The 12,764-nt window shown below is 41.1% G+C and carries 11 protein-coding genes; 6 read left to right on the forward strand and 5 right to left on the reverse strand.

Translation table 11 applies throughout. The features are described 5' to 3' along the window. The 5 genes from SJ312_RS00720 to SJ312_RS00740 all read left to right on the forward strand — a co-directional run. The coding region (locus tag SJ312_RS00720) for a DNA translocase FtsK (protein WP_259471128.1) at positions 1-1,626 on the forward strand (1,626 nt) is incomplete at its 5' end. An 88-nt stretch (positions 1,627-1,714) separates the two neighbouring features. After that, on the forward strand, positions 1,715-2,335 hold the full coding sequence (gene lolA / locus SJ312_RS00725; RefSeq protein WP_004256331.1) for an outer membrane lipoprotein chaperone LolA: 621 nt from the start codon (positions 1,715-1,717) through the stop codon (positions 2,333-2,335). 84 nt (positions 2,336-2,419) lie between these two features. Next, positions 2,420-3,763: a replication-associated recombination protein A gene (locus SJ312_RS00730; RefSeq protein WP_110591398.1), complete on the forward strand. Its 1,344-nt coding sequence runs from the start codon at positions 2,420-2,422 to the stop codon at positions 3,761-3,763. 108 nt (positions 3,764-3,871) lie between these two features. Next, on the forward strand, positions 3,872-5,164 hold the full coding sequence (gene serS / locus SJ312_RS00735) for a serine--tRNA ligase (RefSeq protein WP_004256329.1): 1,293 nt from the start codon (positions 3,872-3,874) through the stop codon (positions 5,162-5,164). Positions 5,165-5,348: 184 nt separating this feature from the next. After that, positions 5,349-6,077: a sulfite exporter TauE/SafE family protein gene (locus SJ312_RS00740; RefSeq protein WP_096864169.1), complete on the forward strand. Its 729-nt coding sequence runs from the start codon at positions 5,349-5,351 to the stop codon at positions 6,075-6,077. On the opposite strand, the gene SJ312_RS00745 is transcribed toward SJ312_RS00740, so the two are convergent. From SJ312_RS00745 to SJ312_RS00755, 3 genes are all read right to left on the reverse strand, one after another. Then, a complete protein-coding gene (locus SJ312_RS00745; RefSeq protein WP_096864170.1) occupies positions 6,063-6,956 on the reverse strand; it encodes a LysR substrate-binding domain-containing protein in 894 nt (297 codons plus the stop codon). The genes SJ312_RS00740 and SJ312_RS00745 overlap by 15 nt on opposite strands. Positions 6,957-7,107: 151 nt before the next feature. Beyond that, positions 7,108-7,914, reverse strand: coding sequence for a BPSS1780 family membrane protein (locus SJ312_RS00750; RefSeq protein ID WP_004256309.1), 807 nt, complete (start codon positions 7,912-7,914; stop codon positions 7,108-7,110). Between the two features lie 346 nt (positions 7,915-8,260). Continuing rightward, entirely contained in the window at positions 8,261-8,728 is a 468-nt protein-coding gene (locus SJ312_RS00755) for an Lrp/AsnC family transcriptional regulator (RefSeq protein WP_004256307.1), read from the reverse strand. Positions 8,729-8,877: 149 nt separating this feature from the next. Here SJ312_RS00755 and SJ312_RS00760 point away from each other — a divergent pair, with 149 nt between their 5' ends. After that, entirely contained in the window at positions 8,878-9,300 is a 423-nt protein-coding gene (locus SJ312_RS00760) for a DUF2000 domain-containing protein (RefSeq protein WP_004256305.1), read from the forward strand. 47 nt (positions 9,301-9,347) lie between these two features. Here SJ312_RS00760 and pflA read toward each other — a convergent pair whose 3' ends face one another. Then, positions 9,348-10,145 carry a pyruvate formate lyase 1-activating protein gene (pflA, locus tag SJ312_RS00765; RefSeq protein ID WP_004256303.1) on the reverse strand — a complete coding sequence of 266 codons (798 nt, stop codon included), beginning with the start codon at positions 10,143-10,145 and terminating at the stop codon, positions 9,348-9,350. 281 nt (positions 10,146-10,426) lie between these two features. Further along, positions 10,427-12,709 (reverse strand): formate C-acetyltransferase, encoded by a 2,283-nt coding sequence (pflB, locus tag SJ312_RS00770; RefSeq protein WP_096864172.1) that lies wholly within the window; start codon positions 12,707-12,709, stop codon positions 10,427-10,429. Positions 12,710-12,764: the final 55 nt, after the last annotated feature.

A 12,764-nucleotide genomic window follows, 5' to 3' on the forward strand; every position in this document is an offset into this window, starting at 1 on the left:
CAGCAGCCACAGCAGCCACAGCAGCCACAGCAGCCACAGCAGCCACAGCAGCCACAGCAGCCACAGCAGCCACAGCAGCCACAGCAAGATAGCTTATTCCACCCGTTCTTAGTGCGTAATGACCAACCATTACCAAAACCAACAACGCCAATGCCGTCTCTTGATTTGCTGGCAAGTCCGCCAGCACAAGAAGAGCCAGTGGATATGTTCAAACTAGAACAAACAGCAAGGTTGATTGAAGCAAGGCTTAATGATTACCGCGTTAAAGCTGAAGTGGTTGGTTTTTCTCCAGGCCCTGTCATTACTCGGTTTGAACTTGACCTCGCACCGGGAGTAAAAGCTGCACGGATATCCACATTGTCACGTGACCTTGCTCGTTCGTTATCAACCGTAGCCGTACGTGTTGTAGAAGTGATACCGGGTAAACCTTATGTAGGCCTCGAACTCCCTAATGAGAAACGGCAAACCGTTTACCTAAGTGAAGTCTTAGACTGCGATGATTTCCGCAAAAACCCATCTCCTCTCACTATTGTATTGGGTAAAGATATTGAAGGTGACCCTGTTGTTGCGGATTTAGCGAAAATGCCTCATTTACTCGTTGCGGGGACAACCGGCTCTGGTAAGTCGGTTGGGGTGAATGCAATGATCCTCAGTATCTTGTATAAAGCCAAACCCGAAGATGTTCGCTTTATCATGATTGACCCGAAAATGCTGGAGTTATCCATTTATGAAGGTATTCCGCATCTATTGACTGAAGTGGTTACTGACATGAAAGATGCGGCGAATGCCTTGCGCTGGTGCGTGAATGAAATGGAACGCCGTTATAAACTCATGTCTGCATTAGGGGTACGTAACCTAGCGGGTTATAACGACCGCATTAAAGCAGCAGAAGAAATGGGGCGGCCAATTCCTGATCCACATTGGAAACCCGGTGATAGCATGGATGTAGAACACCCAATGCTGAAAAAAGAACCTTACATTGTTGTCATGGTTGATGAATTTGCCGATTTAATGATGACAGCAGGTAAAAAAGTGGAAGAGTTAATTGCACGGTTGGCACAAAAAGCACGTGCCGCAGGCATTCATTTAGTATTGGCAACTCAACGGCCATCGGTTGATATCATTACTGGACTAATCAAAGCAAATATTCCAACGCGGATTGCATTTACGGTATCCAGTAAAATTGACTCGCGCACGATCCTTGACCAAGGCGGCGCGGAATCTTTACTAGGCATGGGGGATATGCTGTATTTACCACCAAACTCTTCAATTCCAGTGCGGGTGCACGGAGCCTTTGTCCGTGACCAAGAAGTTCATGCCGTTGTGAATGATTGGAAAGCTCGCGGTAAACCACAATATATTGATAGCATTACAACCTGTAGTGATGATAGCGAAGGTGGTGGTTATGATAGTGGTGGCGAAGAGCTTGACCCACTGTTTGACCAGGCAGTTGAGTTTGTTGTTGAGAAACAACGCGTTTCCATTTCTGGGGTTCAACGCCAATTCAGGATAGGTTATAACCGTGCTGCAAGGATTGTTGAGCAAATGGAGCTCCAAGGTATTGTCAGTGAGCAAGGGCACAATGGTAACCGTGAAGTTCTTGCTCCTCCGTCAATGGGGCATTAATAATTTAGTGTGCTAATTGCTGGTTTAATTTAAGGGGTGTATAAAGACGTAACACCTCTTATGGTAATAATTTTAAGGTCTCTCATCGATGAAAAAAATGATGTTATTGGGTGCGTTAGCCCTGAGTTTACATATTGGCCAAGTATTGGCAGACGCAAGCCAAGACCTTCAAGAACGTTTGAATAAGGTCAATAGCTTCCAAGCTAGCTTCTCGCAAAAGGTGACGAGTCCTGAAGGGGATTTGGTTCAAGAAGGTGTTGGGGATTTATGGCTTGAGCGCCCAAATTTATTTAATTGGAACATGACATCACCTGATGAAAGCGTATTGGTGTCAGATGGTAAAGATTTGTGGTTTTATAATCCGTTCGTAGAACAAGTGACGGTGACTAATTTAGCGGATGCTACGCAGGATACGCCATTTCTACTAATTACACGTAACGACCCGAAAGATTGGAAACAATACTCAATCATTCAGCAGGGAAATACGTTTGATTTAAAACCAAAACAAACTAATGGGACTCTAAAACGTTTCTCCATTACGGTTTCTCCCGAAGGGACGATTGAGCAGTTTTCAGCGGTTGAACAAGATGGCCAAACCAGTGCTTATCAATTAAAAGAGCAAAAAAATGGTCGCGTTGATGCGAGTAAATTCAAGTTTACAGTACCAAAAGGCGTCACTTTAGATGACCAGCGTTCAAATGCTAAATAAGCTTGATTAGAGAAAATATGAGCCAGCAGTATTCATATTTGCTGGTTAATATAAGATATTTTAAGAAGTAAAAAAGAGGATATAGTGGGTAACCTGTCTCTTGATTTTTCGCAGAATGAATTTCAACCTTTAGCAGCAAGAATGCGGCCTGAAACCCTTGAACAGTATATTGGCCAAAAGCATTTATTGGCTGAGGGGAAACCGTTGCCACGTGCGATTAAAGCGGGTCATCTGCACTCCATGATTTTATGGGGGCCCCCTGGAACAGGCAAAACAACCCTTGCCGAAATTATTGGTAATTATGCGCAAGCCGATATTGAACGTATTTCAGCAGTTACTTCTGGTATTAAGGAAATTCGAGAATCCATCGAAAAAGCCCGGCAAAATCGCAGCGCGGGGCGGAGAACCATTTTATTTGTCGATGAGGTTCATCGTTTTAATAAAAGCCAGCAAGATGCATTTTTACCGCATATAGAAGATGGCACGATTACATTTATTGGTGCAACAACTGAAAACCCATCATTTGAATTAAATTCCGCGTTGTTATCACGTGCTAGGGTGTATTTGCTTAAATCCCTTGAAGAAAATGATATTGAACAGGTCTTGTTACAAGCACTGGCAGATTCATCTCGTGGCCTTGGTGGGCAAAATATTGTTCTGCCTGATAACACGCGCAAAATGGTCGCTCAGTTGGTTAATGGGGATGCTAGGCGTTCATTAAATCTCCTGGAAATGATGGCAGATATGGCAGAGGCTGATAGCCAAGGGCAGCGTATTTTAACCGCTGATCTGTTAAAAGAAGTTAGCGGTGAACGTACTGCACGGTTTGATAACAAAGGCGACCGTTATTACGACTTAATCTCTGCTCTGCATAAGTCGATTAGAGGCTCAGCACCAGATGCTGCACTGTATTGGTTTGCAAGGATTATTACTGCGGGTGCTGACCCTCTGTATGTTGCCCGTCGGCTACTTGCAATTGCATCAGAAGATGTGGGGAATGCGGATCCTCGTGCGATGCAAGTCGCCATTTCAGCTTGGGATTGCTTCACGCGAGTGGGGCCAGCCGAAGGCGAGCGTGCAATTGCCCAAGCTATTGTTTATTTAGCTTGTGCGCCGAAAAGTAACGCGGTTTATACCGCCTATAAAGCAGCGATTAAAGATGCACAAATGCAGCCAGACTACGATGTGCCAGAACATCTTCGAAATGCCCCAACTAAACTATTAAAAGAAATGGGTGCAGGGAAAGAATATCGTTATGCACATGATGAACCTAACGCATATGCTGCGGGAGAAAATTATTTTCCTGAACCTATGCAAACAACACGTTATTACTACCCTACGAAACGGGGCCAAGAAGGCAAGTTTGCTGAAAAATTAGACTGGTTAGCCCAACAGGATCAAATTAGCACCACAAAACGCTATCGCTAAACTAGGCAATGCGGTAAGGTTATATAGCGAAATACTTTACTTTATTTGTTGTGCTGGAATGCACCTCAAAAAGTATCATTAATTACTAACAATAATCACAGGATAAGCATGCTCGATCCCAATTTACTGCGTACGGAGCTAGACGCGGTTGCTGAAAAACTGGCTCGCAGGGGTTTTACCCTTGATGTGGAAAAGCTGCGTGAATTAGAAGAACGCCGCAAAGTTTTACAAGTTGAAACTGAAACCCTGCAAGCAGACCGTAACTCGCGATCGAAAACTATTGGTGCGGCGAAGGCACGTGGTGAAGATATCGAACCATTACGTCTGGAAGTTAACCAATTAGGCGAAAAATTGGATTCTGCAAAAGCAGAGCTAGATAAGCTGCAACAAGAAATCCGTGATATTGCCTTGAGTATCCCGAACATCCCTGATGACCAAGTACCTGATGGTAAAGATGATTCTGACAACGTTGAAGTTGCTCGTTGGGGTGAACCTCGCCAGTATGACTTCGAAGTTAAAGACCATGTTAGCCTTGGTGAGTTATCTGGTGGCTTAGACTTCCCTGCTGCGGTAAAACTGACAGGAGCACGTTTTGTTGTCATGAAAGGGCAAATTGCTCGCATGCATCGTGCCTTGGCTCAATTTATGCTTGACTTACATACTGAACAACATGGTTACCAAGAGTTGTATGTTCCATATTTAGTCAACCATGACACACTGTACGGAACTGGCCAATTACCAAAGTTTGGTGAAGATTTGTTCCATACTAAACCACTGGAAGAAGAAGCTGACAGCAGTACTTATGCGTTGATCCCAACCGCAGAAGTTCCAGTGACTAACTTGGTTCGTGATGAAATTTTAGATGAAGACTCACTTCCTCTGAAAATGACGGCACATACGCCTTGTTTCCGTTCTGAAGCAGGGTCTTATGGCCGTGATACACGCGGTTTGATCCGTATGCATCAGTTCGACAAAGTTGAGTTAGTACAAATCGTTCATCCAGAAAAATCCATGGATGCATTGGAAGAGCTGACTGGTCATGCAGAAAAAGTATTACAATTACTGAACTTGCCTTATCGTAAAGTGATTTTGTGCACCGGTGATATTGGTTTTGGTTCACGTAAAACCTATGACTTAGAAGTGTGGTTACCAGCGCAAAATACTTATCGTGAAATTTCATCTTGTTCAAACATGTGGGACTTCCAAGCGCGTCGTATGCAAGCGCGTTTCCGCGGTAAGAGTGATAAGAAAACACAACTTGTTCATACCCTGAATGGTTCTGGTTTAGCTGTTGGTCGTACATTGGTGGCGATTTTAGAAAACTACCAATTAGCTGATGGCCGTATTGAAGTTCCAGAAGTATTGCGCCCATATATGAAAGGGCTAGAGTTCATCGGTTAATTTCCGTTACTCTTTCAAACATAAAGCGCGACTGACGACAGTCGCGTTTTTTTTGTGTAAATTTAAAGTGTTCTGGAAAAAGCATCCTCAGGTTAAACCTGATCCCCCCTCAATATTTTCCAAATAGCAGCATTCAATGTATGACATTAATCTACGGTAAAATAAATTTATCGGAGTGATATTGATGGGTGTAATTATTGGTGTTTTCTTATTAGCAGGTATTGTAAAAGGGGTGATCGGGCTAGGCCTACCAACAATCGCGATGGGGTTATTAAGCACATCAATGGAGCCTGCTGCAGCTGCGAGCTTATTAATTATTCCATCGTTAATTACTAATATATGGCAATTATTGATTGGCCCACAATTTATGGCACTAATCAAACGGCTCAGTGGTTTTATTATTGGGGTCATGCTTGGCACATTATTCAGTTTTTTACCTTCTTTAACCTCGGCATCTCGTTGGACACTACCTACACTGGGTATCGTGCTTATTATCTATGGAATTTGGGGCTTAATTGCTAAAAAAACGCCATCTTTCGAGAAACATGAAACATGGCTTTCGCCAACAGTGGGTTATATTACAGGTGTAATTACAGCAGCTACAGGAGTATTTGTTATTCCAGCAGTTCCTTATTTGCAAACCTTAAAATTAAATAAAGATGAGCTTATTCAGGCTCTAGGGTTAGCATTTACCGCATCAACAGTTGCATTAGCCATCAAGTTATCCATTGACCATCAACAATATGATATTAATTGGAGTTTATCTGCCTTTGCCTTAATACCTGCTATTGGTGGAATGTACCTTGGTCAATATTTACGCAAGATTATTAGCGAGAAATTATTCCGTCGTTGCTTTTTTATTGGGTTAATCGGATTAGGTATTTACATGACGGCAAAACTAGCTTTCAGATGACCAGTTAATTAAAAAATGAATAAACTCGTTGGTATAATCAGGTAATTGGCTGAAATCTCGTGCGCAGATAACTAATTTTCGGCATGCCCAATCTTCGGTCAATTGCAGTATTTTACTAGTAGAAAATTGACTACGCTGTGCCGCTTGTTTGGGAATAATAGCAATGCCAATTCCATCGTTAACCCCTTGCATTACCGCATCTAGTGTTGGCATGCGTACCCGGTAGTTGAGCCGCTTGCCTTGCTGTTTGGCGTTATTATCAATATGCTTTTGTAATGGGTTATCTTCCATTAAACCAATAAATTCAGCATCAATAATATCAGAAAATAGAACGCTTTTTTGGCTTACCCAAAGGCTATCTTTATGGGCAAAAACGACTAATTCATCTGAGCTGAATGGCCGAATATCCAGACCAGTGAGGTCAGTAGAATCTGTGATAATACCAATATCTGCAATTTTATTTTTGATGGCAGTGACGATATTAGCACTTGGCATTTCTTTCACAGATACAGACATAGTGGGTTGTTGTCGTAAATAAGCGCTAACACGGGCGGGTAAAAATTCCATTTGAGCTGAAGTATTACAAAGAATATTAATATGCCCACGCAGGTGTCGACTATATTTTCGCAGTTCATCTTGCATTAATTCAATTTGCTGCAAAATTGTTTTCGCATGCTCAATAAATGCATGACCTGCATTCGATAATGAAACCCCTTTCACTGAACGAATAAATATATCGATGTTTAATTCATTTTCTAACCCACGTATTCGTTCACTTGCAGATTGCAGTGTAAGATAAGTTAGTTTTGCTCCTTGGGTGATGCTTCCTGCATTGGCGACATTAACACACAGTTTTAAATCAGTGGTATCGAAATACATGGAAAACAACTCCAAATTATGAAAAGAAGAGGGAAATTATCATTTAAAGGAATATATGTGAATTTTTTCGGAATAGCAAAAAGGAAAGCTATTGCTTTCCTTTTTTTAGATTTAATGATTTAACAAAGTCGTCAAATCATTAGATTTTGGTTTATTTTACTTGTGAGAAAAACAGGCTGCGATAGCTGCTGTAATAGCAAACATACATAATTGGCATAGAAACTAATAAACCTAAACCTAATGGGATAACTGAAATTATCATTAAGATTGATAAAACGATAAAGAACAGGATACCTGGTAGGAGGTTTTTCTTAACAGCTTGTAAGCTTGCTGAGATTGCAGCGCCAACAGTGAAGTCATGGTTCATCACTAATGCAGGAGCAAACCAAGTTAAGGCTGTACCCACTAATGCTGCAATGGCCATTATGATGATTGCAAAGAAGAATGTACCTGAAGACGCAAGGATAGCCGCGTCAGATGGCGAACCGTATTGGTTGCTTTCCATCAGTAAACCGAACATTGCAGAACCACCGATAATAAATGCGATGATCATTCCTACTAAGTTAGCAGCAAAGTTGATGGCTCCAACGGCAAATAGGGTACCAAATTTATTTTGGAAGCCTGCAAATAATAAGCCGATTTCTGCTTGGCCTGTTTTACGTTGATTTTCACTGATAGCAATAATACCACCGATAAAAATAGGTGTAATAAAAGTAATCAGTAAGTTCAAGAATGGGATCATTGAAATGATAAAGATCACCGCAAACAGAACGATGTTAATTAGGATCCACATTCCCAGTTTTTCTTTAACGAGAGACCATGATTGGCTGATCCAGTTAACACCTTCACCTGCATCTACTGCGCGAGGTTCTGCGTGAAAAACGAATGTATCGGCTTGAGTTTGTGCGTTAATTGTAGGTGCAGGATTGTTATCTGCACTGAAGTTTTCATTATTCATGATAAAAAAGGAACCTGTTAGTCGTAGTGAATTAGCGATATATTATTATTAATAAGTTTTTTGAGCTTATACTCATTCTTGTAACTTATCGGCAGTAGTATGCAGATAAGTTAGCTTATTATAAAGCAGACTATTCTGGTAAGATATTTTTGATTAAAATTTTCTTGTATAAAATATTTTCTATCAAAATAAGAAGGTTATCTATTCCTTAATGTACTGAATAAAATACGAATATTTAGTATATTTAGTGAAAAAAACTATTTTTTGGTTCTATCAACAAGGTTAAATCGTCAATTAAATAATCACGATTCATAATAATTAAGTAAGATTTTATTTAATTTAAAAGCTAAATAAGTGATATTGGGTAAGCATCCAGCGGCTTAATTTCTTTAAGTACAAACATACTTTGCATTTCTTTGATACCCGGTAACCGGCGAATAACCGTCATAGCAAAGTCGGCATAGGAGTCTAAATCATGGGATACAACCTGTAATAAAAAGTCAGTATCACCACCAATACTGTAGCAAGCGACGACATTTTCTAGCTCAGTCACTTCTTGTTCAAATTTTTGTGCTTCAGCCTCGCTATCACTATCAATAATGACGCGAACAAAAACCATCACACCTAAGCCAATCTTTTTACGATTGAGAATGGCGCGATATCCTTGAATAATATTTTCTTCTTCTAATTTTTTAACCCTTCGCCAACAGGGAGAGGCTGACATGCCTACTTTTTCGGCAAGCACTTGGTTAGTTATTCGAGCGTCATCTTGTAGTAATTTTAGTATTTTTATTTCTGTCTTATCTATTGCCATAAATGAAAATCTCTACCTTAAAAATGCTTTAAATGGGATAAATTTACCTAAATCTTAGCGTGTAATGACTGAGTTAGAAAGCCTATTTCTTTCTTTAAATGCCATAATTATTGGGAAATTGAATACACATAAAATCATAGGGGACAGGAATGATATTTAATCCAGCTGAGCATCGTTGCGCTATCGTCGTTAATCAGGATTTATCTAACGGGTTGGCAATGAATGCCGCTAGTGTGATTGGCGTGAGTTTAGGAAATAAAGTTAACAATATAGTAGGGGAAGATTTGAACAGTGCGGATAATATCAATTATCCCGGTGTGATTTATGCGCCATTACCGATTTTAAAATCACCGGAGCAGTATATTAAAGAGATTGAAGTGGCTGCATTAAAGGTAAATGAAATATACATTATTCCTTTTAGCTTATTGGCACAATCGTGCCGGACTTATGATGAGTATCAGCAAAAATTATTAGAACACGAATATAAAAATATTCAGTTAGCTGGTATTGGGTTGGTAGGAAATAAAAAGGCGGTGACGCAGCTTATTGGCCACTTACCTTTGTTTAGATAGGAATAATGGCAGATAAAGCAGAGGCTCTATAAAGAGCCTCAAATTGGTTAGTACATTACTTTGTGACCATAACTTTCTAGAATACTTTTAACTCGTTCCATCACTTCTTTTGATGGTGGTCTAACGCCATCTAGTTTGTATTCTTCACCCATGGTTTCCCATTTGTGTTTACCGAGTTCGTGGTAGGGCAGTAATTCGATTTTTTCGATATTGCTCATATCTTTGGTAAACTCGCCCAGTAAATGTACTGAATGGTCATCATCACTCCAACCCGGCACGACAACATAGCGTACCCAAGTTTTCTGGTTGCGTTTGGCAAGGTAACGAGCAAATTCCAAAGTACGATGGTTAGAAACACCCACTAATTTTTGATGAATTTCATCATCGATTTGCTTTAAATCTAACATCACTAAGTCAGTGACATCCATCAGTTCATCAATCACTGGGTCGTAGCGGCGCACGAATCCATTGGTATCAAGGCAAGTATGAATATTTTCTTTTTTACAGGCACGGAACCAGTCACGTACAAATTCAGCTTGTAAGATAGCTTCTCCGCCTGAGGCGGTAACACCTCCGCCAGTCGCATTCATAAAGTGGCGATAGGTTACGGCTTCTTTCATTAATTCTTCAACGGTAACAATGTTGCCACCGTGGGTATCCCAAGTATCGCGGTTATGGCAATACAAGCAGCGCATTAAGCAGCCTTGGAAAAATACAATAAAACGGATCCCAGGACCATCAACGGTTCCGCATGATTCAAACGAATGAATACGACCGAGTGTGGTTGGGGTTTCTGTCACATTAGTCGTCGCTATTGTTTTGGTTTTAGTATCATCGATAGACATAGCAGGCACTCCAAAATATCCTTCATACCGCAAACTTTAGAGCAAAAATATCGTTGCTGGTATAGATAAAAAGCCCCCGTGAGGGGGCTCAGACTGCTGACAAACATATTATGTTTGGCGGCAAGTTTAATAGGTTTTGAAAATAAACTAGGAAAATCAATTTATTGATTTTCGGCTGATAACACAAAGCGGGAAAAACCACGTTTTTATCCCGCTTTGTCAACAACCTCAGACCCCGTAAAGCGGGGTCTTTAATTTACTTTATTTTAATGAGCTAATTATTACATTGTACTGGTGAAAGTACGAGTAATAACGTCTTGCTGTTGTTCTTTAGTCAGTGAGTTGAAACGTACAGCATAACCAGATACACGGATAGTCAGTTGTGGGTACTTCTCTGGGTTTTCCATTGCATCTAACAGCATTTCACGGTTCATAACGTTAACGTTCAGATGCTGGCCGCCTTCGATAGACGCTTCGTGGTGGAAGTAACCATCCATCAGACCCGCTAAGTTCGTTTTACGAACATCATCATCTTTACCTAACGCATTTGGTACGATAGAGAAAGTATAAGAAATACCATCTTTCGCGTAAGCAAATGGCAGTTTAGCAACAGAAGTCAGTGAAGCTACCGCACCTTTTTGGTCACGACCGTGCATTGGGTTTGCACCTGGTCCGAATGGTGCACCTGCACGACGGCCATCTGGTGTATTACCTGTTTTCTTACCATACACTACGTTAGAGGTGATGGTCAGGATTGACTGAGTTGGTACCGCGTTACGGTAAGTAGGCAGTTTCTGAATTTTCTTCATGAAACGTTCAACTAAGTCACACGCGATATCATCTACACGAGAGTCGTTGTTACCAAATTGTGGATATTCACCTTCGATTTCGAAGTCGATAGCGATACCATCTTCATCACGAATTGGTTTAACTTTCGCATATTTGATTGCAGACAGTGAGTCAGCAGCAACAGATAGACCCGCAATACCACAAGCCATGGTGCGATAAACATCACGGTCATGTAACGCCATCAGTGAAGCTTCATAGCTGTATTTATCGTGCATGAAGTGGATGCAGTTCAGTGCAGTGACGTACTGAGTTGCTAACCAATCCATGAAGTGGTCCATTTGGTTCATCACAGTATCGAAATCTAAGATCTCGTCCATGATTGGTGCATGTTTAGGACCAACTTGCATTTTCAGTTTTTCATCAACACCACCGTTGATGGTATACAGCATGGTTTTCGCTAAGTTTGCGCGAGCACCGAAGAACTGCATTTGTTTACCAACAATCATTGGGCTGACGCAACATGCAATTGCGTAGTCATCGTTATTGAAGTCTGGACGCATCAGGTCATCATTTTCATACTGAACTGATGAGGTATCGATAGACACTTTAGCTGCGAATTTTTTGAAATTCATTGGCAGTTTTTCTGACCACAGGATAGTCATGTTTGGCTCAGGAGATGGGCCCATGGTATACAGTGTGTTCAGGAAACGGAATGTGCTTTTCGTTACCAGAGTACGGCCATCAAGGCCCATACCTGCTAATGATTCAGTTGCCCAGATTGGGTCACCAGAGAACAGCTCATCGTATTCAGGAGTACGTAAGAAACGTACCATACGCAGTTTCATGACTAAGTGGTCAATCAATTCTTGCGCTTGTTGTTCGGTGATTTTACCTGCTTCTAAGTCACGTTGGATATACACGTCTAAGAAGGTAGAAACACGACCAAATGACATTGCAGCACCGTTTTGTGATTTAACAGCGGCTAAGTAACCGAAGTAAGTCCACTGTACTGCTTCTTGTGCGTTTGTTGCTGGTGCAGAAATATCGTAACCGTATTTTGCAGCCATTTCTTTCATTTGACCCAATGCACGGTGCTGTTCAGCAATTTCTTCGCGCAGTTGGATAGTCATTTGTAGGTCTTCACCTTTTTCTAATCTTTCTTGCAAAGAGGTGAATTGGTTAAATTTGTCTTTCATCAGGAAATCAATACCGTACAGTGCAACACGACGGTAGTCACCGATGATACGACCACGACCATATGCATCAGGTAGACCAGTCAAGATACCTGATTTACGGCATTTTAAGATGTCTGGCGTGTAAACGTCGAAAACACCTTGGTTGTGAGTTTTACGGTATTCAGTGAAGATTTTTTTGATTTCTGGGTCTAAAGTACGGTCGTAAGCTTTGCATGAGCCTTCAACCATTTTGATACCACCGAACGGGATAAGACCACGTTTCAGAGGTGCGTCAGTTTGCAAGCCAACGACTTTTTCTAATTCTTTAGTAATGTAACCTGCATCATGAGAAGTGATGGTTGAAGCGACATCAGTGTCAAAATCAACTGGCGCATGAGTGCGGTTTTCGATTTTGATCCCTTCCATGACTTTATCCCACAACGTGTCAGTTGCTGGAGTAGAGCCTGCTAAGAAAGATTCATCACCTTCATATGGAGTGTAGTTTTTCTGGATGAAGTCACGTACGTTGACGTTATTCTGCCAGTCACCTTGGTTAAAACCTTGCCATGCTAAAGCGAATTTTTCATTTAACTCGGACATGATACTTTTACCTTTTAACAATGGATCTTTTAGGGATCTTAATAAATCTTTTCGT

Source organism: Providencia sp. CIM-Carb-044 (assembly GCF_033901115.1).
GTDB lineage: Bacteria > Pseudomonadota > Gammaproteobacteria > Enterobacterales > Enterobacteriaceae > Providencia > Providencia hangzhouensis.

Excerpts from the sequence above, each read along its gene's own strand:
- lolA (WP_004256331.1), top strand. The coding sequence starts at position 1,715 with ATGAAAAAAATGATGTTATTGGGTGCGTTAGCCCTGAGTTTACATATT.
- serS (WP_004256329.1), top strand. The coding sequence starts at position 3,872 with ATGCTCGATCCCAATTTACTGCGTACGGAGCTAGACGCGGTTGCTGAA.
- SJ312_RS00740 (WP_096864169.1), top strand. The coding sequence starts at position 5,349 with ATGGGTGTAATTATTGGTGTTTTCTTATTAGCAGGTATTGTAAAAGGG.
- SJ312_RS00745 (WP_096864170.1), bottom strand. The coding sequence starts at position 6,956 with ATGTATTTCGATACCACTGATTTAAAACTGTGTGTTAATGTCGCCAAT.
- SJ312_RS00750 (WP_004256309.1), bottom strand. The coding sequence starts at position 7,914 with ATGAATAATGAAAACTTCAGTGCAGATAACAATCCTGCACCTACAATT.
- SJ312_RS00755 (WP_004256307.1), bottom strand. The coding sequence starts at position 8,728 with ATGGCAATAGATAAGACAGAAATAAAAATACTAAAATTACTACAAGAT.
- SJ312_RS00760 (WP_004256305.1), top strand. The coding sequence starts at position 8,878 with ATGATATTTAATCCAGCTGAGCATCGTTGCGCTATCGTCGTTAATCAG.
- pflA (WP_004256303.1), bottom strand. The coding sequence starts at position 10,145 with ATGTCTATCGATGATACTAAAACCAAAACAATAGCGACGACTAATGTG.
- pflB (WP_096864172.1), bottom strand. The coding sequence starts at position 12,709 with ATGTCCGAGTTAAATGAAAAATTCGCTTTAGCATGGCAAGGTTTTAAC.